Here is a 20,607-nt window from a genome sequence, read left to right as displayed (position 1 = left end):
GTACGACGTCCGGCTCGTGAAGGAGCGGACGAGAGAGGGAGCGCACCACCATGAGCACCCGCACCCTGATCCGCGGCGGCCTGGTCATCACGGCCGCCGAGGAGACCCACGCCGATGTCCTGATCGAGGACGGCCGCGTCGCCGCCCTCGCTGCCCACGGGTCCACCGTCGCCGAGGGCTGGACCGCCGACCGTACGATCGACGCCACCGGAAAGTACGTCATTCCGGGCGGGGTCGACGCGCACACGCACATGGAGATGCCCTTCGGCGGCACCTACGCGGCCGACACCTTCGAGACGGGTTCCCGGGCAGCGGCCTGGGGCGGCACCACCACCTTCGTGGACTTCGCCATCCAGTCCGTCGGCCGTTCGCTGCGCGAGGGGCTCGACGACTGGTACGCCAAGGCCGACGGCAAGTGCGCCATCGACTACGCGTTCCACATGATCGTCTCGGACGTCAACCCGTCGAGTCTCAAGGAGATGGACCTTCTGGTGGGGGAGGGCGTCACCTCCTTCAAGCTCTTCATGGCCTACCCAGGGGTCTTCTACAGCGACGACGGGCAGATCCTGCGGGCGATGCAGCGTGCCGGGTCCAACGGCGGACTGATCATGATGCACGCGGAGAACGGCATCGCGATCGATGTGCTCGTGGAACAGGCGCTGGCCGAGGGCCGGACCGACCCGCGTTACCACGGCGAGGTCCGCAAGGTCCTGCTGGAGGCCGAGGCCACCCATCGGGCGATCAAGCTCGCCCAGGTCGCCGGGGCCCCGCTGTACGTCGTGCACGTCTCCGCCGACGAGGCGCTGGCCGAGCTGACCGCGGCCCGCACCAAGGGGCTCAACGTCTTCGGCGAGACCTGCCCGCAGTATCTCTTCCTCTCCACGGACAACCTCGCCGAGCCGGACTTCGAGGGCGCGAAGTACGTGTGCTCGACCCCGCTGCGCCCGCGCGAGCACCAGGAGGCGCTCTGGCGCGGCCTGCGGCGCAACGACCTCCAGGTCGTCTCCACCGACCACTGCCCGTTCTGCTTCACCGGGCAGAAGGAGCTGGGCCGGGGCGACTTCTCCAAGATCCCCAACGGGATGCCCGGCGTGGAGAACCGGATGGACCTGCTCCACCAGGCGGTCGTCGAAGGGCGTATCTCTCGCCGCCGCTGGATCGAGATCGCCTGCGCCACCCCGGCCCGGATGTTCGGGCTCTATCCGAAGAAGGGCACCATCGCCCCGGGGGCGGACGCCGATGTCGTCATCTACGACCCGCACACGGAGCAGACGCTCTCCGCCGCCACACATCACATGAACGTCGACTACTCGGCGTACGAGGGCAAGCGCATCACCGGCCAGGTGGAGACCGTGTTGTCGCGCGGCGAAGTCGTCATCTCGGAGCGGGACTTCACCGGCCGGGCGGGACACGGCCAGTACACGCCGCGAGCCACCTGCCAGTACCTGGTCTGACCCGGGCCCGGAAGGGCAGACCGATGAGCCCCCACCGCAGTGAGCGCGGCAAAGGCAGCGCACCGACCACCGCTCGCTGATCCGGCCCGTGCGACCGGACACTCCCCGAACCAGGAGCCCCCGTCATGGACTTCGGACTCGTCCTGCAGACCGACCCGCCCGCATCGGCCGTAGTGGGCCTGATGCGGCGCGCGGAGCGCAACGGTTTCCGCTACGGCTGGACCTTCGACTCGGCCGTGCTGTGGCAGGAGCCGTTCGTCATCTACAGCCGCATCCTCGAACACACCACCGATCTGGTCGTGGGCCCGATGGTGACCAACCCCGGCACCAGGACCTGGGAGGTCACCGCCTCCACTTTCGCCACCCTGAACGAGATGTACGGCAACCGCACCATCTGCGGTATCGGACGCGGCGACTCGGCGATGCGGGTCGCCGGCCGCAAGCCCAACACCCTGGCCAGACTGGGCGAGGCGATCGGAGTGATCCGTGATCTCGCCGAGGGACGCGAGGCCCAGGTCGACGGCCAGAGCCTCAGACTGCCCTGGGTGAAGGACGGAAGGCTGCCTGTCTGGATGGCGGCCTACGGCCCCAGGGCGCTGGCCCTGGCAGGCCAGCAGGCCGACGGCTTCATCCTGCAGCTCGCCGACCCCTTCCTCACCGAATGGATGGTCAAGGCGGTGCGTACCGCCGCATCCGACGCCGGGCGGGACCCGGACTCGGTGAAGATCTGCGTGGCAGCGCCCGCGTACATCGGCGACGACCTCACGCACGCGCGGGAGCAGTGCCGGTGGTTCGGCGGAATGGTCGGCAACCACGTCGCCGACCTGGTGTCCCGCTACGGTGAACACTCGGGGCTGGTGCCGGAGGCGCTCACCGCGTACATCAAGCAGCGGGAGGGGTACGACTACAGCCACCACGGGCGCGCCGACAACCCGGACACCGCCTTCGTGCCCGACGAGATCGTGGACCGCTTCTGTCTGCTCGGTCCCGCCGAGGCGCACATCGAGAAGCTGCAGGCGCTGCGGGCGCTGGGTGTCGACCAGTTCGCGGTGTACGCCATGCACGATGCGCGGGAGCGGGTCATCGACACCTACGGCGAAGAGATCATCCCCGCTCTCGGCGGGGCGGCCCGCTCATGACGGACACTGAGATACCGATACCCGCCCGGTACGAGGCGGACAACAGGTTCGCCAACGAGGACCTGCAGCCCGTACCGGAGTCCCGGCGTACCTGGACGACGTACAACTTCGCCGCGCTCTGGGTCGGCATGGCGCACAACATCCCGTCCTGGACCCTGGCTTCGGGTCTGGTCGCCCTGGGCATGGACTGGAAGCAGGCCGTCTTCACCATTGCGCTGGCCAACGTCATCGTGCTGGTCCCGATGCTGCTCACCGGTCATGCGGGACCGAAGTACGGCATACCCTTCCCGGTCCTCGCGCGCGCCTCCTTCGGGCTGCGCGGCGCCAATCTCCCCGCACTCGTGCGAGCAGCCGTGGCCTGCTGCTGGTTCGGCATCCAGACCTGGATCGGCGGCCAGGGCATCTTCGTCCTGCTCGGCAAGGTCTTCGGCGGTGGCTGGGCCGACGTCGGCGAGGTGGGCGGCTACCCCTGGACACTGTGGCTCTGCTTCGCCGTCTTCTGGGTGTGCGAACTGGCCATCATCCACCGGGGGATGCAGACGCTGCGCCGTTTCGAGAACTGGGCCGCGCCGTTCGTCCTGGTCGGCGCCGTGGTGCTGCTGGTCTGGATGGCCGGCAAGGCGGGCGGCTTCGGACCGCTGCTCGACCAGCCGTCGAAGCACGGCTGGGGCTCAGGCTTCTGGCCGGTCTTCTTCCCCTCCCTGATGGGCATGATCGGCTTCTGGTCGACGCTGAGCCTCAACATCCCCGACTTCACGCGCTTCGGGAAAGGGCAGCGCGCCCAGGTCTGGGGCCAGTCCCTGGGGCTGCCGACCACCATGACCGCATTCGCGCTGCTCTCGGTGTTCGTGACCTCCGGATCGCAGGCGGTGTACGGGGCCCCCATCTGGGATCCGGTGGCGCTGACCGCCAAGACCGACAATGTCTTCGGTCTGCTCTTCGGACTGGTGACGGTGCTGATCGCGACGGTCTCGGCGAACCTCGCCGCCAACGTCGTGTCACCGGCGTACGACCTGGCGAACCTCCTCCCGAGAATCATCAACTTCCGTACCGGCGCGCTGATCACCGGGGTGGTCGGGGTGCTCTTCCTCCCGTGGAAACTCACCTCGACGCCCGAGCTGTACATCTACACCTGGCTCGGTGTGGTGGGCGGGGTGCTCGGCACGGTCGCCGGCATTCTGATCGCGGACTACTGGATCATCCGCCGCACGGTCCTGGAAGTCGCGGAGCTCTACCGTACCGACGGCCGCTACTGGTACACGGGCGGCTGGAACTGGCGCGCGGTCGCCGCATTTGTGGTGGGCGGGCTGCTGGCCGTCGGCGGTTCGTACTCCACCGTGGACGAACACGGCGCCAAACAGGGGCCGTTCCCGGTGGACGGGATCATCGGGTTCCTCAAACCGCTCGCCGACTACGGGTGGGCGATCGGTCTTGCCTCTTCGCTCGTGCTGTACACGCTGCTGATGGCCGCGACCGGCGCCGCGCGCAGGCCCGCCCTGCGATGAGCGCCCGGGACCGGCCGCCCCGGGGCGGCCGGTCGGCGGCGTGTGCGTCCCGGGCGGTCAGTCGGCGGCGTGTGCGCCCCGGGGCCTCGGCGTCGTGTCCCGTCGGGTGACCGCAAGATGATTGATCAGGACGATGATCGGCACCAACAACGCGAGAGTGACGGCCCCGGTGCCCCAGCCGAGCCCGCCCCTCCCGGTTCCCACGCCCATCCAGTCGGCGAAGGAGGCGCCGAGCGGCCGGGTGAGGATGTACGCCCACCAGAAGGCCGCCACCGCGTTGAGTCCGAACAGGCGCCGGCTCAGGGCCGGCAGCGCGATGAGGGCGCCGAAGGCGACGCCCGACGTGAGATATCCCAGATGCAGCGTGCCGGCCGTGAGGTCGCCGACCGCGGTGCCGAGGGCGAAGGTCGTGAGGACGGTCGCCCAGTAGAAGGTCTCCCGCCTGCGGGTGCGGATGCTGTGGATGGAGAGCGTGCCCTCGCTCGCGTACCAGACCGTCAGAACGGCTGCCAGGGCCACGGAAAGCCCCACGGCCGACATCACGTAGGGGACTCCGGCCACGACGTGGACGACATCGGCCGCCATGGTTCCGAAGACGCTCACCGCCACTATCGCCGACCAGTAGGTCCAGGCGCCGTAGCGGGGCGCACGGAACTGGAGGAACAGCAGGGCCGTCAGACCGGCCAGTCCGAGGCAGCCGGCCGGTACCGGGCCGAGCACTCGGGCCAGATAGTCCGATGCGGTCTCCCCCATGCCCGTGGTGAGCACCTTGACCACCCAGAACCAGGCGGTCACCTCCGGTACCTTGGTCGGGCCCGGCACGGCGGCTGCCGCCGTCCGGGACGTGCCCGGACCGCCCTTCGGGTCGGCTGTGATACCGGTTCCCGGCTCGGCCATGGCCTCTCCCGTCTCCTCGGGCGCCGTGCGCCGTGTGAGCTACCGCCTGCAATCGTCTACAGAACTGTAGACGATGTTGGCGGGGGTGGCCGACGCGGGCCGCTCTCCCGCCGGCCCCGTCAGCCGGAACCTGCCGCGGCCGCACGGCCGGGGCCGCAGTTCGCCGATCGTGGTCCGACGGTGTCGCAGGGGACGAAACGAAGTGCCAGGCGGATGCTGAGACTCAGCCAGAACACGCTGAACAGCCAGCCGCCGAGGACATCGGTGAACCAGTGGACTCCGAGATAGATCCGGGTCAGTCCGACCAGGACACCCCAGCAGGCGATGCCGGCGCCGAGTGCTCTGCCGCTTCGTGGTGCCCGGAGCAGTACGGCGATGACGAGCAGTCCTGCGGTGACGGCGGAGGTGGTGGTGTGCCCCGAGGGGAACGACCAGCCCGACGCATGCGTGGCCCAGCCCGCCATGGGCGGACGCGGACGCGCGACGAGGAGCATGACGGCGTACCGCAGTGCCTGGCACAGTCCGAGGCAGCCGAGGGAGGCCGCGCAGAACGCCAGCCGCTGCCGGGCCCCGCGACCGGCGATCACTCCGGCCAGCGCGGCCAGCAGATAGGGGATCACGCCGGTGCCGGTGTAGGTGAGACCGCGCGCCGCGGCCACCGCCACACCCGGCCTGTGCTGCACGGCCCAGGAATGCAGGGCGCTGTCGGCCGGCAGCGGGGCACCGTGCCGGCCGGCCGCGGCCAGAGCCAGCACGGCGAAGCCCACCAGGCTCCCCAAGGCTGTCGACACGGCCAGATCGGCGACGCCCCTGCGGTTCACGACGGGACCAGCAGCGGCCGAAGCCGCGTCTCCATCAGCCGGTTCACCGGGGCCTCCGTCCGTTTCCTCAGTGCCGCCGCCAGCAACAGCGCGACGAGCGTGCCGACCGCTGCGCCGACGACGACGTCGTGCGGATAGTGGGCGCCTACCCAGACTCGCGACGCTGCCATCGCGACGGCGGCCACCACGGCGAGGGCGCCGATCCGGCGGGAGACGAAGAGCAGTGCCACCGCGGCCGCGGCCGCGAGTGCGGCGTGGTTGCTGGGGAAGGACCAGTCGCCCGCCGCGGGGCATGCCTCGAGTGTCGTGACATGAAGGCTCTGGCACGGACGGTCCTCCCGCACCACCAGCTTGAGCGCGTCGTTCGCGGCGTAGGCGACCAGGACGATCACCGGAACGGCAAGCGCCATCAGGGCGGAACGCGCCCCCTGGCGCCGGGCCTGCCACCACCCGGCGAGCATCAGCACGGCGAACAGGGCCAGGCCGTAGGACGACCAGGCGGAGACAAGCGTGTCCATCCAGGACGGCGCGTCGTGGGCCGCGCGGACGACGTCCGTGTAGGCGCCGCCGTCGATCGTGGATCCGTTGTAGGCAGGTGTCACCGGCCCGGCTCCGTTTCGCGCGCGGTCCGCTTGCGGGAGCGCCGCAACTCCGCGGCCAGCGGGACGAGGGACACGACGACGATCACTGCGATGATCGGCAGCAGATAGCGGTCCACATCCGGGATGGAGGAGCCCAGTGCGTATCCGGCAAGGGCCAGGCCCTGGCTCCAGAGCAGGCCGCCGATCACCTGCCAGAGGGTGAACGTCCGTGCCGGGACCCGCAGGGCGCCTGCCATCGGGTTGAGCACCGTACGCACCACCGGTACGAAACGGGCCAGCACGATGGCTTTGGCGTGTCCGTACCGCTCAAGGAGCTCGTCGGCTCGCTGTGCACCCTGTGTCAGCCGCCCGGAACGGCTGCGGGCCAGGAGGGGCCCGCCCGCCTTCCGGCCGATGAGATAGCCGCACTGTGCCCCGGCCAGGGCGCCCGCCGCGGATGCGAACAACACCAGGGGCAGGGAGAGATGCAGGCCGCTGTCCGACGTGCCGGTGCAGAGAAGCCCCGCGGTGAACAGCAGCGAGTCACCGGGCAGGAAGAACCCGACCAGCAGACCTGTTTCGGCGAACAGCACCACGGCGATGCCGGCCACCCCGAACGCGGACAGCAGTGACTGGGCGTCCAGGACGTTCACCGCGAGCGGTGAGGCTGTGAACAAGGGGGCGACCATCGGCGCGGGCCCTTTCGTCGTGTGGGGGCGGGGAGGGCGTGAGCGGGATGCGGGCGCCTACAGTGAGGTAGACGGTCTACGGAACTGTAGACGATGAGAGGTGTGGCGTGGGAATCGGCCACACGCCGTCAGCGGGTAGGTTCCGGGCATGAAGCGGACAGAAGGACCGAAGGGCTCCGCCGCCCGGTGGGCCGCCCGGAAGGCCGCGACCGGATATTTCGCGCTTGCCGTCGCCTTTGTCGTCTGGGCGTTCATCTGGCTCGCCTGGGCGCCGAAGCCGTATGCCTGGATCGCCACCATCATGTGGTTCGCCATCGCGGTGGTCTTCGTGTATCTCGGCCTGCGGCTGCGGAAGGCCCCTCCGGGAGACGACGACGGCGAGACCGGCGAGGGGGGCCCCGGGGATGGGCCGGAGGCCGGTGGGGGAGGGGCCGAAGGCGGTGAGGGCGACGGGGGAGCGCACCGCGACACATCCGGGTGACGCCGGGCCGGTCCGGCTGCGCACGAAGCCGGACGAGTGCCGTACGGCAGCGGCCTCGGGCGGGGTGTGCCCAGCGGAGGAGGGCGCCCGGGGTTTCGTATGGCGTCGCGGTTTCACCTGCACCGTCCTCGGCGAGGGGGGTCACGTCATCGGGCGGTTTCATGTCTATCCCAACCGGGATGATCCGGACGGCAGCGACGTGCCCTTCCGGCTGCACCCGCGCGCGGGGCGACGGGCGCCGTGGCGAGTGGTGCGACGGAGGGTGAGTGAAGTTTTCGCAGGTGCGATGTACTGCGCACGGGGTGGCGGGTGGTCCGTCCGCCGGTAATTAGATGCTCGATGCACCATTTGCCGCACGGCGTTACCCGATCTTCATCAACGGGCGTCCACGATGTGGGCGGAGGGGCTTGTCCTGTGGACTGTATGCGAAATACGGTCTGCGGTATTCCTTGATCGTCCCTGGCGGGAGGTAGTCCCTCGTGCGCCTGAAAGCTGTTGCCCCGGTGGCAGTCGCCTTGGTGTTCCTCATATCGGGCTGTACGTCGTTGCAATCCTCGGCCACTCGGGTCGGCGGGGTGCGGATGACGGACAGCCGGCCGGTACGCGACGGCGGCACGCTGACCGTCGCCCTCAACGCTGACCCGGACAAACTCGACCCGAGCCTCGCGCAGACCCTTGTCGGCCGGACCGTGTTCGCCGGGATGTGCGAGAAGCTCTACGACATCAACCAGCAGGGCGCCGTGGTGCCGCAGCTGGCCGCCGCGCAGCCGGAGACATCGACGGACGGCAGGACCGTCACCGTGCGAGTGCGCAGGGGGCTGAAGTTCAGCGACGGGACCGGCCTCGACGCTGATTCCGTCGTCACCTCGCTGCTGCGCCACCGCGACCTGCCGGGCTCCGCGCGCGCCACCGAGCTGGCTCCGGTCACATCGGTCCGGGCCACCGGCCGGTACACCGTGCAGCTGAAGCTCAGCCGGCCGTACACCCCGCTGACCGGCGTACTGGCCGACCGTGCCGGGATGGTGATGTCACCGACCGCGCTCAGGAAGTACGGCAAGAACTTCACCAACCACCCCAGCTGCGTCGGCCCCTTCCGCTTCGTCGAGCGGGTCGGCGGTGACCGGATCGTGCTGGAGAAGGACCCCGGCTACTACGACGCCGCGCATGTTCATCTCAACAAGGTGATCTACAAGCCGATCCCCGACGGCGGCGTCCGGCTGGCCAACCTCCGCTCCGGGGACGTGCAGGTCGGCGACCAGATGGCACCGGTCGATGTACGCAGCGCGCTGACCGAGCCCGGACTCCAGCTGTTCAACTCGCCGTCGCTCGGCTACCAGGGCATCGGACTGAACGTCGGGAACACCAAGGGCCTCGGCCAGAAGCCCGGGAAGCCCGGCACCCCGATCGCGCGTGACGTCAGGGTCCGTGAGGCGTTCGACCTCTCCATCGACCGCGAGCTGCTCAACAAGGTCGTCTTCCAGGGCATGTACGAACCGGCCTGCGGCCCCATATCGCCGGAGTCCACGATCGCGCCCGGCGTGCAGCCGTCCCACTGCCCCCGGCGCGATGTCGCCAAGGCGAAGGCACTGCTGAAGGCGGCGGGGGTCAGGACCCCGCTGCGCATCGAGTTCAAGGTGTCGACCACGCCCGAGTCGAGCCGTATCGGCCAGGTCGTGCAGGCCATGGCCAAGGAGGCCGGATTCGACGTGGTCCTGCGGCCCATGGAATACGCGACCCTCCTCTCGGAGACCGATGACGGGCACTACGACGCCTTCACCAGCGGCTGGTCCGGGCGGCTCGATCCGGACGGCAACATCTCCAACTTCCTGCAGACCCGGGGCGCGATGAACGCCTACGGCTACGGCGATCCGCAGACCGACCGGCTCATCGAGCGCGGCCGCTCCGAAGCGGACCCGGCCGAGCGCACCAGGATCTACCGGGAGCTGTCGAAACGGGTCACCGCCGCGCATGCCCTCATCTACCTCTACCGGCAGCGGAACTACGTCGTCGCCACCAAGTCCGTGTCCGGCGTCGCCGTCTATGGCGATGGTCTGGTCCGAGTGAAGTCTGCGGGGTACACACGGTGACCAAGTACCTGCTGACGCGGGTCCGTCAGTCCCTGATCACTCTCTTCCTGGTCAGCGTGGTGGTTTTCGCGGGCATCCGCGCACTGCCCGGAGATCCGGCGCTCGCCATGGCGGGTGAGGAGCGCAGCCCCGCGGCGCTCGCCGCCATTCGCCGCAGCTACGGACTCGACGACAACATCGTGGTGCAGTACGGGCGTTACATCGGCCATGCCCTCACCGGAGATCTGGGCAACTCCTCACGCACCGGCCTGCCGGTGGCCGACGCCATCGGTGCGGCGCTGCCCATCACCCTCGAACTCTCCGCGCTCGCACTGCTGCTGGCGACCGTGCTGGGGATCGGCGCGGGTGTGATCGCTGCCGTACGGCGCGGAAAGCCGGCCGAGTGGTTCGCCAACGCCGTCGCACTGCTCGGGCTCTCGGTGCCGACCTTCTGGCTCGGCATGGTGCTGGTGCTCGGCTTCGCCATCGCCCTGCCGGTCTTCGCGGCCTCCGGCTTCGTGCCCTTCGGCACGGACCCGCTCGACAATCTGCGGCGCATGGTGCTGCCGTCGATCGTGCTCGGCTCGGGTCTCGCTGCCGTGGTGATGCGCCAGACCAGGGCCGCGATGCTCGACTCGCTCTCCGCGGACTATGTCCGTACGGCCAGGGCGAAGGGGCTCTCGCAGCGGGCGGTCGTCGGCGGTCACGCGCTGCGGAACTCGCTGGTGACGGTGGTGACCGTGCTCGGCCTGCAGCTCGGGCACCTGATTTCCGGCGCAGTCGTCACCGAGCAGATCTTCGTACTGCCCGGCTTCGGCAAGCTGACCATCGACGCGGTCTTCACCCGTGACTACGCGACACTGCAAGGCGTGGTGCTCTGCACCTCCGCCGCGTACATCCTCATCAACCTGCTGGTCGACGTGCTCTATTCGGTGATCGACCCGCGCATCAGGCTCGGAGGTGCCCGGTGACGGCGATCTCACTCACGGCGACAAGGACCGGTGCGGGCGGTGCCAAACTGCGCGCGCTGCGGCGCAACCGGCTCGCGCTCACCGGCGGAGTCATCGCGGCGGTCTTTGTACTGGCGGCGCTCTGTGCCCCGCTCGTGGCCCCCTACGATCCGGCGCAGCCCGACTTCGGTCATGTGCTCGCCGCGCCCGGCTGGGCGCACTGGCTCGGCACCGACGACCTGGGACGGGACCAGCTCTCCAGGGTCGTGTACGGAGCCAGGGCCTCCATGCAGGTCGGGCTGCTGGCGGTGCTGCTCGCCTTCGTGGCCGGCGTACCGCTGGGACTTGTCGCCGGGTACTACGGCCGGTTCACCGACGGCGCTGTGTCCCGGCTCACCGACACCATGATGGCCTTCCCCTTCCTGGTTCTCGCGGTCGGGCTCGCCGCCATCCTCGGCCCCTCCCTGACCAACGCGACCGTAGCGATCGGCATCTCGCAGATCCCGGCGGTCATCCGGATCACCCGGGCCGAGACCCTGCGGCTGAAGCACACCGACTACGTGGCGGCCGCCGTCGCCAACGGCGGTGGCGACGGGACCGTTCTCTTCCGGCACATCCTGCCCAACGCCACCTCCTCGCTGATCGTCCAGGCGACCGTCGGGGTGCCGGCCGCGATCATCGGTGAGGCGCTGCTCAGCTTCCTGGGCCTTGGCGTGCAGCCACCCGACGCATCGCTGGGCGTCATGCTCTCCAGTGCGCAGTCCTTCCTGGCACCGGCGCCGTGGATGGCGGTCTTCCCCGGCCTGGCGATCGTCGCGGCGACGCTGGCCTTCAATCTGCTCGGCGACGGACTGCGTGACGTTCTCGACCCCCGTGGAGCCACCCGATGAGCCCTGTGAATCCCGTGAGCCCGGTGAGTTCAGGACCGGAACCCGTACTGAGCGTCCGTGATCTCTCGGTGTCCTTCCGCTCCGCCGAACGGACCGTGCACGCCGTCGACCACGTCTCGTACGACGTCAAGGCCGGTGAAGTCCTCGCGGTGGTGGGCGAGTCGGGGTGCGGCAAGTCCGTCACCTCCATGGCGGTGACGGGCCTGTTGCCCCCCTCCGCCTCCGTCACCGGCTCGGTGAGGCTGAGCGGGCGCGAGCTGGTGGGCGCCACTGACAGGGAGCTCCGCAAGGTCCGCGGTAAGGACATCGCGGTGATCTTCCAGGAGCCGATGACGTCGCTGAATCCCGTGCTGACCATCGGCCGGCAGGTCGGCGAGGTGCTCCGCCGCCACCTGGGCATGAGTCGCAGAGAGGCGCGGGAGCGGGCCGTCGAGCTCCTGGCACTGGTCGGCATCCCGGCACCCCGGCAGCGGGTCCGCGAGTATCCGCACCAGCTCAGTGGAGGGATGCGGCAGCGGGTCATGATCGCCATCGCGGTGGCCTGCGACCCGTCGGTGCTGATCGCGGACGAGCCGACGACCGCACTCGATGTCACCGTCCAGGCAGGCATTCTCGATGTACTGCGATCGCTGCGCGAGAGGCTCGGTACGGCGATCGTGCTCATCACCCACGACCTGGGGGTGGTGGCCGACACAGCCGACCGGGTACTGGTCATGTACGCCGGACGCGCCGTCGAACAGGCCCCGGTCGACGAGCTGTTCGCGGAGCCCCGGCACCCCTACACCCGCGGACTGCTCGGCGCGGTGCTCACCCCGGGCGGTGAGGGGAAACGGCGGCTCCCGGAGATCCCCGGGCTGGTTCCCAGCCTCGATGTGCAGCCGGACGCCTGCACCTTCGCGCCCCGCTGCGCACTCGCCGACGAGCAGTGCGTCACCGAGCGGCCCGGAATCAGGGCCGTCGACCTCGATTCCGGGGCCGATGCCCGGCACCGCGCGGCCTGCTGGCATGCGAACATCCCGGCCGCTGCGGTGGCAGGACCGGCCGGCGGACCGACTGCCGGGGCAACTGGCGAGGAGAAGGCCCAGTGACTGATGCGGTACTCGAACTGAACGGGCTGGAACGCCACTTCGGCCCGGTACGGGCTGTCGACGGTGTATCCGTCACCGTCGGCCGCGGCGAAGTCGTCGGCCTGGTGGGGGAGTCGGGAAGCGGCAAGTCCACGGTGGGCCGGTGTGCGGTACGCCTCGACGAGCCCACCGGCGGCACGGTCGCCATCAACGGCACCGATGTGTCCCACATGTCGCGCCGCGCTCTGCGGCCGCTTCGCAAGAACTTCCACCTGGTCTTCCAGGATCCGTCGTCCTCCCTCGACCCGCGGATGACCATCGGACAGATCATCGCGGAACCGATCACACTGCACCGGCTCGCCAAGGGGGAGGCGGTACGCGCCCGGGTCGAGGAGCTGCTCGGCCAGGTCGGTATGCGGCCCGAACACGCGGACCGGCACCCGCACGAGCTGTCGGGTGGTCAGCGGCAGCGGATCTCCATCGCCCGCGCGCTGTCCGTGGACCCCGATCTGCTGGTCGCCGACGAACCGACATCGGCGCTCGATGTCTCCGTACAGGCCTCGGTGCTCAACCTGCTCGCCGATCTGCAGCGAGGCCGGGGGTTCGGCTGTCTGTTCATCACTCACGATCTCGCCGCCGTCGAGTTCCTCGCCGACCGGATCGCCGTGATGTACCTCGGACAGATCGTTGAACTGGCACCGACCTCCGAACTGTTCGCGGCGCCGAAACACCCGTACACACAGGCCCTGTTGTCCGCCGCACCGGTACCCGATCCGGTCACCCAGCGGACCCGTGAGCGCATCGTGCTGGGAGGCGAGCTGCCGAGTCCGCTCGACCCGCCGGCAGGCTGCCGTTTCCACACCCGCTGCCCGCTCGCCGTGGACCGCTGCCGCACCGACATCCCCGGACTGCGTACCTTCGACGGCGGACGGCAGGCGTCCTGCCATCTGGTCGCCGACGACGGCACCCCGCCCGACGCATCGTCCGCATCCGTAATCCCACAGTGATGGAGCCGCACCACATGTTCACCACCCGGCCGACTCTGCAGGGCACCTTCGGCATGGTGTCGTCCACCCACTGGCTGGCCTCGCAGTCCGCGATGGCCGTGCTGGAGGACGGCGGCAACGCCTATGACGCCGCCGTGGCCGCGGGCTTCGTCCTGCATGTCGTCGAACCGCACCTCAACGGCCCGGCCGGAGAGGTGCCGATCATCATCGCCCCTGCCGACGGCCGGGTGCAGGTGCTCTGCGGGCAGGGTGTCGCACCCGCGGGGGCGACAGCCGCCCACTACCGCTCGCTCGGCCTCGAACTGGTACCGGGCACCGGGCCGCTCGCTGCGGCGGTGCCCGGCGCCTTCGACGCCTGGCTCCTGCTCCTCCGCGACCACGGCACCAAGACCCTCGCCGAGGTGCTGAAGTACGCCATCGGCTATGCAGGCGAAGGTCATGCGCCGGTCGAGCGTGTCGGCCAGACCGTCGAGACCGTCAGGGGCCTCTTCGAGACGGAGTGGCAGTCGTCCGCCGATGTCTATCTCCCAGGCGGGAAGCCTCCCGCGCCGGGTGAGCTCTTCCGCAACCCGGCCCTGGCGGCGACCTGGCGCCGGGTGATCGCCGAGTCGACGGCCGGTGACCGGGTGACCCAGATCGACACCGCGCGCGCGATCTGGCGGGAGGGCTTCATCGCCGAGGCGCTGGTGCGCCAGTCGAACCGGCCCACGAGGGACACCAGCGGCTCCCGCCACACCGGCACCCTCACGGCGGGCGACCTCGCGGGCTGGTCGGCGAGCTACGAAGCTCCTGCGACCTACGACTGGAACGGCTGGACGCTGTGCAAGGCGGGCGGCTGGAGCCAGGGCCCGGCCTTCCTCCAGCAGCTGGCGGTGCTCCCCGGCGAACTCCCGGAGTACGGCTCCGCCGAGTACGTTCACCTGCTCATCGAGGGCTGCAAACTGGCGATGGCCGACCGCGAGGCCTGGTACGGCGACGCCGATGAGGTGCCGCTGGACGTACTTCTCTCCGACGGCTACAACGCCGAGCGGCGCGCGCTCGTCACCGGCACCGCCTCGCACGAACTGCGCCCCGGCAGCCCCGGCGGCCGTGAGCCGAGGCTGAGCGCCCAGGCCACCGCTGTCGCGGCGGGACAGCCCGGTTTCGATGCGCTGGGTACTCCGGCCGACGGTACGGGGGAGCCGACCGTCGCCGAAGACGGCGCCACCCGCGGTGATACCTGCCACCTGGACATCGTGGACCGCTGGGGCAACATGATCTCCGCCACCCCGAGCGGCGGCTGGCTCCAGTCCAACCCGGTCGTGCCCGAGCTCGGTTTCCCCCTGGGTACCCGTCTGCAGATGGCCTGGCTGGACGAGGGGCTGCCCAACTCCCTCACGCCGGGGCGCCGGCCACGCACCACCCTGACCCCCTCGCTCGCGCTGCGGAACGGGGTGCCGGTGCTCGCCTTCGGAACCCCCGGAGGCGATCAGCAGGACCAGTGGCAGCTGCACTTCTTCCTGGCGGTGGCCCTCCGCGCCACGGTCCGCGGCGGACTCGACCTGCAGGGTGCCATCGACGCACCGAACTGGCACAACGACTCGTTCCCCGGCTCCTTCTACCCCCGGGGGATGCAGCCCGGCAGTGTCACGGTCGAGTCCCGCATGGCACGGGAGACGATCGAAGGACTGCGCAGGCGCGGCCATCTGGTGACCGTCGGTGACGCCTGGTCGGAGGGCCGGCTCTGCGCGGTGGCCCGCGATCCGGAGACGGGCGTGCTGAGCGCCGCGGCGAACCCCCGTGGAATGCAGGGTTACGCCGTAGGCCGCTGACGGGGTGCTTCGCCGTCACCGCGGTGTGCTGAGATGGGTGAATGATCGAACAACTTGGTGCCGGGGATGTGTCCGATGTCGAGGCTGCCGTCCGTGAGGCGGCCGCCGCGGAGATCCTGCCGCGCTTCCGGCAGCTCGCCGCACATGAGATCGCCGAGAAGAGCGGCCCGCACGACCTGGTGACGGTGGCCGACCGCGGCGCCGAGGAACACCTCACGGCCTCCCTCGGCGCACTGCTGCCGGGCTCGGTGGTCGTCGGTGAGGAGGCTGTGTCCGCCGACCCGTCGTCGTACGACGCGATACACCGCGACGCCCCGGTCTGGATCGTCGATCCGGTGGACGGCACCCGGCAGTTCGTCCGCGGTGAACCCGGCTTCTGCACACTGGTGGCGCTGGTCCACCGGGGCGAACTCCTCGCCTCCTGGACCTACGCCGCCGCGCTGGACGAGATGGCCGTGGCGGTGCGGGGACGTGGCGCCCGTCTCAACGGCGAACCGCTGTCCGCCGGCGCGCCCGGCCCAGGTGCGGTACTCGAAGTCGCCACATCGCACCCGGACTTCACCACACCCGAGCAGAAGCGGTCGCTGCTGAGTCTGCGGACCCAAGGCATTCACACGCGGCCCTGCGGCTCGGCGGGGCTGGAGTACCTGGCCATCGCCAGGGGCCGCCTCGACGCCGTGGCGTTCAACTGGGAACTGGCCTGGGACCACGCGGCGGGACTGCTGCTGGTGGAGGAGGCCGGCGGCGTACATCTGACCCTGACCGGCGAGCCGTTCCGCGTCGCCGGTGGCAACGCGCTGCCCTTCACGGCGGCCCGGGACGCGGCCACCGCCCGCCGGGTGCACGAACTGCTGGCGGCGCCCGGGACTTCAGGCGACTGACGTCAGGCTCACGGCGTGCCGTTGGCCAGCACCGCGCGGACCTCGGTGACCAGGGCCGCAGCTGTTTCCACGGCGGCCGGGTCCAGTGCGGTCAGGGCGGCGGACACCCGGGCGGCGAAATCCGTGGGCGTTCGCGGCAGCGCGGCGGCCGCCGCCAGCGCACCCTTCTCGTTGACGCACCAGACACGGTGGTGCGCGTGCAGAGACTGGACCAGGACGCCGAACGCCCGGGACAGACAGAGCGAGCCGTGCAGGACGTCGCCGCTGCGCGCCGACTTCCGGGCCGCCGCCACCGAGAATCCGGCCTCCCAGGCAGCTTCCGACAGGGCCCTGCGAAGGGGTTCGGGATAGCGAAGTGTCTGCGCCCGCAGTGCGGTCAGCTCTCCGGCCGGATCGGCCAGTACGCGGCCGAGTGCCACCTCTCCGGGGTACGCGGGGGACCAGAAGCCGAGCGGATGGCCCGGCTGGATCCCCACCTCGTACCGGCCTTCGCGGCAGTCCGCCCATACGCGTTCGACCCGGTCGAGGTCACGCAGGATCCAGTCCACCGCCACACCGCCGACAGTGAGCCAGGCCCCGCCGTCGACCCAGGGACCCCACCCTCCGGGCGCCGCCACCTCGACCGGGCGGTCGGCGATGTCGCAGGCGAGCTCGGTGAGCGCGGAGAGGTCGGGGCGGCCCCGGTAGTAGAGGCCCAGGTCCCAGTCCGAGTCAGGGCGGTGCGTGCCCCGCGCCCTGCTGCCGCCGAGGGCGATTGCCCGGATGCCGGGAACACCGCAGAGCCTTTCGGCCATGGTCGCGACGGATGTGTCCACCGGCCGGACGCTACCCCCGGCAGGGCTGTCGGCGCGCGGGAATATCCTGGGGCATCTGCCGTCGGCTGACAAAGGAGTCCGAAGGTGCCGTCGATGCTCGATGCCGTCGTCGTGGGGGCGGGACCCAATGGCCTGACCGCTGCCGTGGAACTGGCCCGCCGTGGGTTCGCCGTCGAGATCTTCGAGGCCCGCGACACCGTGGGAGGCGGCGCGCGGACGGAAGAGCTGACGCTGCCCGGATTCCGGCACGACCCGTGCTCGGCGGTTCATCCGCTGGGCGTCGGATCCCCGGTCTTCAAGACAATGCCGCTGCGGCGCTACGGGCTCGAGTGGCTGCACCCCGAGCTGCCCCTGGCGCACCCCTTCGACGACGGGACGGCCGCGGTACTCGCCCGCTCGGTCGCCGAGACCGCCGCCTCCTTCGGGCCGCGCGACGCGGGAGCCTACCGGCGGCTTCTCGCGCCGTACCTCGGCAAGTGGGACACCCTGGCAAGGGACTTCATGTCCCTGCCGCTGACCGCCCTGCCGCGTGATCCGGTGACCCTTGCCCGATTCGGACTGAACGGACTTCCGCCGTCCACCTGGCTGCTGAAGCGGTTCCGTGACGACCGGGCGCGGGCGCTGTTCGCCGGGCTCGTGGCGCATGTCATCGCCCCGCTGACCGGCCTCGCCACCAGCGCCGTCGGCCTGATGTTCGCGCTGGCGGCGCACGAGGGCGGCTGGCCGATGCCGCGCGGCGGTTCGCAGTCCATCTCCGACGCGCTGGCCGGCTGGCTTCGCGATCTGGGCGGCGTCGTGCACACCGGATACGAGGTCAAGCGGCTCGACGACCTGCCGCCGGCCCGCGCGTACATCTTCGACACCTCACCGACGGCGGTCGCGCGGATGGCGGGCCTCGGCCGGGTCTATGACGGATACCGGTACGGGGCGAGCGTCTTCAAGATCGATTACGCGCTGGACGGGCCGGTGCCGTGGACCGCCCAGGAAGCCCGGCGGGCGGGTACCGTCCAACTGGGCTCCGGCAGCCGGGAGATCGCCACGGCGCTGCGCCAGGCATCGGGCGGAAGCGCCCCGGATACGCCGTTCCTGATCAGCGCCCAGCCGAGCCTGGTGGACCCGTCCCGGGCCCCCGGTGGCAAGCACGTCTTCTGGACGTACGGCCATGTCCCGCACCGCTGGGAAGGGGATCTCACCGAGGCGGTCGAGCGACAGCTCGAACGGTTCGCGCCCGGCTTCCGTGACCGGGTGCTCGCCCGGGCCACCGCAGGGCCGGCCGAGCTCTTCGCCAGGAACGCGAACTATGTCGGCGGCGATATCGCCTGCGGTGCGGCGTCGGGGCTGCAGTTGCTGCTGAGGCCCAAGTTGTCCTTGTTTCCGTACACCACGTCCCATCCGGCTGTGTACATCTGTTCGGCAGCGACCCCGCCGGGCCCCGGCGTCCATGGCATGTCGGGGCATAATGCGGCGAAGGCCGTATGGCGTCGGCTGCGCCAGGCATGATGGCTGTATGACCGCCATCACCCTGGTGCAGGGAGACATCACAGGCCAACAGGTCGACGCCATCGTGAACGCCGCCAATTCCAGCCTGCTCGGTGGCGGAGGCGTCGACGGTGCGATCCACCGCCGGGGGGGCCCGGACATCCTCGCGGCCTGCCGTGAACTCCGGGCCTCGCACTACGGGAAAGGGCTGCCGACCGGCCAGGCCGTCGCCACCATCGCGGGGCAGCTGGACGCCCGGTGGGTGATCCACACGGTCGGCCCCGTCTGGTCCGGCAACGAGGACCGTTCCGCACTGCTGGTGTCCTGTTACCGCGAGGCGCTGCGGGTGGCCGGGGAGCTGGGGGCGAAGACCGTGGCCTTCCCCGCCATTTCCACCGGGATCTTCGGATGGCCGATGGACGACGGAGCACGGATCGCGGTGCGCACGGTCAGGGAGACGGCCACGGATTCGGTCGAAGAGGTGCGGTTCGTGCTCTTCGACGACTACGCCTACGGTGAATTCGCGGAGGCCCTGGCCGCTCAAGGCTGATGTCGGATTCTCGCCAGCCGAAACCGCCGCCATGCCCAATGCTTGAACCATGCACACCGACACCGAGCGTTGCGTACGTGCCGTCCAGTCGAAGGACGCCCGCTTCGACGGCTGGTTCTTCACGGCCGTCCTGACGACCAGGATCTACTGCAGGCCCAGCTGCCCGGTCGTGCCGCCCAAGGCCGAGAACATGACCTTCTACCCCAGCGCGGCCGCCTGCCAGCAGGCCGGTTTCCGCGCCTGCAAGCGCTGTCGGCCCGACACCAGCCCAGGCTCACCGGAGTGGAACGCCCGAGCTGATGTGGTGGCCCGGGCGATGCGGCTGATCAGGGACGGCGTGGTGGACCGCGACGGAGTGCCGGGCCTGGCGGCCAGACTCGGCTACTCGACCCGCCAGATCGAACGGCAGCTGCTCACCGAACTCGGTGCGGGCCCTCTCGCCCTGGCCCGGGCACAGCGCGCCCAGACGGCGCGCATCCTGATCGAGACCACGGACCTGCCCATGGCGGACGCGGCGTTCGCAGCCGGTTTCTCCTCGATCCGCACCTTCAACGAGACCGTCCGTGAGGTCTTCGCGCTCGCGCCGAGCGAACTGCGCAGCCGGGCCGCACGCGGCAGGCAGCCGCACACTCCGGGCGCGATCTCGCTCCGGCTGCCGTTCCGGGCACCGCTCAATCCCGACAACCTCTTCGGACACCTCGTGGCGACGGGCGTCCCCGGAGTGGAGGAATGGCGGGACGGCGCGTACCGCCGGACGCTCTCCCTCCCCTACGGCCACGGCATCGCCGAGCTCACCCCGCGTCCCGACCACATCGGCGCCGTGCTCTCACTGACCGATCTGCGCGATCTCACCCATGCCATCAGCCGCTGCCGCTGGCTGCTCGACCTCGACGCCGACCCGGTCGCCGTCGACGGTCAGTTGCGCGAAGACCCACTGCTGGCCCCGCTGGTCGACAAGGCACCAGGGCGACGGGTGCCGCGCACCGCCGACGCGGAGGAATTCGCGGTACGGGCGGTGCTCGGCCAGCAGGTCTCCACCGCGGCCGCACGTACCCACGCGGCCCGGCTCGTCACCGCCCACGGGGTGCCCGTCGACGACCCGAGAGGGGGTCTCACCCATCTCTTCCCAGCACCACGGGCGCTGGCGGACCTGGACCCGGAGACGCTGGCACTGCCGCGCAGCAGACGCACCACTCTCACCACCCTCGTCGGGTCCCTTGCCGACGGAACCCTGAAGCTCGGCTTCGACAGTGACTGGGACGAAGCCCGCAGCAGGCTCATCGCCCTGCCCGGGTTCGGGCCCTGGACGGTCGAAGCGATCGCGATGCGCGCGCTCGGTGACCCCGACGCCTTCCTCCCCACCGACCTCGGTGTGCGCCGCGCGGCCGCCGGACTCGGCCTGCCGTCGACACCGGCCGCCCTCACCGGCTGCGCCGCGCCCTGGCGGCCGTGGCGCGCCTACGCGGTCCAGTACCTGTGGGCCACCGACACCCACCCCATCAACAACCTGCCCGTGTAAGGAAA

The 20,607-nt window shown here is 70.4% G+C and carries 19 protein-coding genes; 14 read left to right on the top strand and 5 right to left on the bottom strand.

What is annotated here, in order from left to right:
- Positions 1 to 50: 50 nt before the first annotated feature.
- From hydA to OHS16_RS04755, 3 genes are all read left to right on the top strand, one after another.
- Positions 51 to 1,454 (top strand): dihydropyrimidinase, encoded by a 1,404-nt coding sequence (gene hydA, locus OHS16_RS04765; protein ID WP_328535894.1) that lies wholly within the window; start codon positions 51 to 53, stop codon positions 1,452 to 1,454.
- 125 nt (positions 1,455 to 1,579) lie between these two features.
- A complete protein-coding gene (locus OHS16_RS04760; RefSeq protein ID WP_328535893.1) occupies positions 1,580 to 2,593 on the top strand; it encodes a TIGR03842 family LLM class F420-dependent oxidoreductase in 1,014 nt (337 codons plus the stop codon).
- Positions 2,590 to 4,098, top strand: coding sequence for an NCS1 family nucleobase:cation symporter-1 (locus OHS16_RS04755; RefSeq protein WP_328535892.1), 1,509 nt, complete (start codon positions 2,590 to 2,592; stop codon positions 4,096 to 4,098). The genes OHS16_RS04760 and OHS16_RS04755 overlap by 4 nt, the downstream gene beginning before the upstream one ends.
- 57 nt (positions 4,099 to 4,155) lie before the next feature.
- On the opposite strand, the gene OHS16_RS04750 is transcribed toward OHS16_RS04755, so the two are convergent.
- The 4 genes from OHS16_RS04750 to OHS16_RS04735 form a co-directional block, all read right to left on the bottom strand.
- Entirely contained in the window at positions 4,156 to 4,995 is an 840-nt protein-coding gene (locus tag OHS16_RS04750) for a COG4705 family protein (protein ID WP_328535891.1), read from the bottom strand.
- Positions 4,996 to 5,114: 119 nt separating this feature from the next.
- Positions 5,115 to 5,816, bottom strand: a complete 702-nt coding sequence (locus OHS16_RS04745) for a phosphatase PAP2 family protein (RefSeq protein WP_328535890.1) — start codon at positions 5,814 to 5,816, stop codon at positions 5,115 to 5,117.
- A complete protein-coding gene (locus tag OHS16_RS04740; RefSeq protein WP_328535889.1) occupies positions 5,813 to 6,418 on the bottom strand; it encodes a phosphatase PAP2 family protein in 606 nt (201 codons plus the stop codon). The genes OHS16_RS04745 and OHS16_RS04740 overlap by 4 nt, the downstream gene beginning before the upstream one ends.
- Positions 6,415 to 7,086, bottom strand: coding sequence for a DedA family protein (locus OHS16_RS04735; protein ID WP_328535888.1), 672 nt, complete (start codon positions 7,084 to 7,086; stop codon positions 6,415 to 6,417). The genes OHS16_RS04740 and OHS16_RS04735 overlap by 4 nt, the downstream gene beginning before the upstream one ends.
- 148 nt (positions 7,087 to 7,234) lie before the next feature.
- On the opposite strand from OHS16_RS04735, the gene OHS16_RS04730 reads away from it, so the two are divergent.
- From OHS16_RS04730 to OHS16_RS04695, 8 genes are all read left to right on the top strand, one after another.
- Entirely contained in the window at positions 7,235 to 7,567 is a 333-nt protein-coding gene (locus OHS16_RS04730) for a hypothetical protein (RefSeq protein ID WP_328535887.1), read from the top strand.
- A gap of 581 nt (positions 7,568 to 8,148) precedes the next feature.
- A complete protein-coding gene (locus OHS16_RS04725) occupies positions 8,149 to 9,654 on the top strand; it encodes an ABC transporter substrate-binding protein (RefSeq protein WP_328535886.1) in 1,506 nt (501 codons plus the stop codon).
- The gene (locus OHS16_RS04720) at positions 9,651 to 10,604 is read left to right on the top strand and encodes an ABC transporter permease (RefSeq protein ID WP_328535885.1); all 954 of its coding nucleotides are present in this window, start codon (positions 9,651 to 9,653) and stop codon (positions 10,602 to 10,604) included. Before OHS16_RS04725 ends, OHS16_RS04720 begins: the two co-directional genes overlap by 4 nt.
- Complete coding sequence (locus tag OHS16_RS04715) at positions 10,601 to 11,473, top strand: ABC transporter permease (RefSeq protein WP_443042560.1); 873 nt, start codon at positions 10,601 to 10,603, stop codon at positions 11,471 to 11,473. Before OHS16_RS04720 ends, OHS16_RS04715 begins: the two co-directional genes overlap by 4 nt.
- Positions 11,470 to 12,561: an ABC transporter ATP-binding protein gene (locus OHS16_RS04710; protein ID WP_328535884.1), complete on the top strand. Its 1,092-nt coding sequence runs from the start codon at positions 11,470 to 11,472 to the stop codon at positions 12,559 to 12,561. The genes OHS16_RS04715 and OHS16_RS04710 overlap by 4 nt, the downstream gene beginning before the upstream one ends.
- A complete protein-coding gene (locus tag OHS16_RS04705; RefSeq protein ID WP_328535883.1) occupies positions 12,558 to 13,547 on the top strand; it encodes an ABC transporter ATP-binding protein in 990 nt (329 codons plus the stop codon). Before OHS16_RS04710 ends, OHS16_RS04705 begins: the two co-directional genes overlap by 4 nt.
- 14 nt (positions 13,548 to 13,561) lie before the next feature.
- Positions 13,562 to 15,358, top strand: a complete 1,797-nt coding sequence (locus OHS16_RS04700) for a gamma-glutamyltransferase family protein (protein ID WP_328535882.1) — start codon at positions 13,562 to 13,564, stop codon at positions 15,356 to 15,358.
- Between the two features lie 41 nt (positions 15,359 to 15,399).
- Positions 15,400 to 16,239 carry an inositol monophosphatase family protein gene (locus OHS16_RS04695; RefSeq protein WP_328535881.1) on the top strand — a complete coding sequence of 280 codons (840 nt, stop codon included), beginning with the start codon at positions 15,400 to 15,402 and terminating at the stop codon, positions 16,237 to 16,239.
- Between the two features lie 8 nt (positions 16,240 to 16,247).
- Here OHS16_RS04695 and OHS16_RS04690 read toward each other — a convergent pair whose 3' ends face one another.
- Positions 16,248 to 17,033, bottom strand: coding sequence for a nucleotidyltransferase domain-containing protein (locus tag OHS16_RS04690; protein WP_328540716.1), 786 nt, complete (start codon positions 17,031 to 17,033; stop codon positions 16,248 to 16,250).
- A gap of 105 nt (positions 17,034 to 17,138) precedes the next feature.
- Here OHS16_RS04690 and OHS16_RS04685 point away from each other — a divergent pair, with 105 nt between their 5' ends.
- Genes OHS16_RS04685 through OHS16_RS04675 form a run of 3 tightly spaced genes read left to right on the top strand, consistent with a single transcriptional unit; the run spans position 17,139 to position 20,602 of the window.
- Complete coding sequence (locus OHS16_RS04685; protein WP_328535880.1) at positions 17,139 to 18,554, top strand: phytoene desaturase family protein; 1,416 nt, start codon at positions 17,139 to 17,141, stop codon at positions 18,552 to 18,554.
- 7 nt (positions 18,555 to 18,561) lie between these two features.
- On the top strand, positions 18,562 to 19,083 hold the full coding sequence (locus OHS16_RS04680; protein ID WP_328535879.1) for an O-acetyl-ADP-ribose deacetylase: 522 nt from the start codon (positions 18,562 to 18,564) through the stop codon (positions 19,081 to 19,083).
- A gap of 49 nt (positions 19,084 to 19,132) precedes the next feature.
- A complete protein-coding gene (locus tag OHS16_RS04675; RefSeq protein ID WP_328535878.1) occupies positions 19,133 to 20,602 on the top strand; it encodes an AlkA N-terminal domain-containing protein in 1,470 nt (489 codons plus the stop codon).
- Positions 20,603 to 20,607: the final 5 nt, after the last annotated feature.

The sequence above is a fragment of the Streptomyces sp. NBC_00344 genome (assembly GCF_036088315.1).
GTDB lineage: Bacteria > Actinomycetota > Actinomycetes > Streptomycetales > Streptomycetaceae > Streptomyces.
This window is presented reverse-complemented; position numbering and strand designations above follow the sequence as displayed.

What these genes read in the sequence shown, in the direction of transcription:
- hydA (WP_328535894.1), top strand. Translation starts at nt 51, where the DNA reads ATGAGCACCCGCACCCTGATCCGCGGCGGCCTGGTCATCACGGCCGCC.
- OHS16_RS04760 (WP_328535893.1), top strand. Translation starts at nt 1,580, where the DNA reads ATGGACTTCGGACTCGTCCTGCAGACCGACCCGCCCGCATCGGCCGTA.
- OHS16_RS04755 (WP_328535892.1), top strand. Translation starts at nt 2,590, where the DNA reads ATGACGGACACTGAGATACCGATACCCGCCCGGTACGAGGCGGACAAC.
- OHS16_RS04750 (WP_328535891.1), bottom strand. Translation starts at nt 4,995, where the DNA reads ATGGCCGAGCCGGGAACCGGTATCACAGCCGACCCGAAGGGCGGTCCG.
- OHS16_RS04735 (WP_328535888.1), bottom strand. Translation starts at nt 7,086, where the DNA reads ATGGTCGCCCCCTTGTTCACAGCCTCACCGCTCGCGGTGAACGTCCTG.
- OHS16_RS04730 (WP_328535887.1), top strand. Translation starts at nt 7,235, where the DNA reads ATGAAGCGGACAGAAGGACCGAAGGGCTCCGCCGCCCGGTGGGCCGCC.
- OHS16_RS04725 (WP_328535886.1), top strand. Translation starts at nt 8,149, where the DNA reads ATGACGGACAGCCGGCCGGTACGCGACGGCGGCACGCTGACCGTCGCC.
- OHS16_RS04710 (WP_328535884.1), top strand. Translation starts at nt 11,470, where the DNA reads ATGAGCCCTGTGAATCCCGTGAGCCCGGTGAGTTCAGGACCGGAACCC.
- OHS16_RS04700 (WP_328535882.1), top strand. Translation starts at nt 13,562, where the DNA reads ATGTTCACCACCCGGCCGACTCTGCAGGGCACCTTCGGCATGGTGTCG.
- OHS16_RS04695 (WP_328535881.1), top strand. Translation starts at nt 15,400, where the DNA reads ATGATCGAACAACTTGGTGCCGGGGATGTGTCCGATGTCGAGGCTGCC.
- OHS16_RS04690 (WP_328540716.1), bottom strand. Translation starts at nt 17,033, where the DNA reads ATGGCCGAAAGGCTCTGCGGTGTTCCCGGCATCCGGGCAATCGCCCTC.
- OHS16_RS04680 (WP_328535879.1), top strand. Translation starts at nt 18,562, where the DNA reads ATGACCGCCATCACCCTGGTGCAGGGAGACATCACAGGCCAACAGGTC.
- OHS16_RS04675 (WP_328535878.1), top strand. Translation starts at nt 19,133, where the DNA reads ATGCACACCGACACCGAGCGTTGCGTACGTGCCGTCCAGTCGAAGGAC.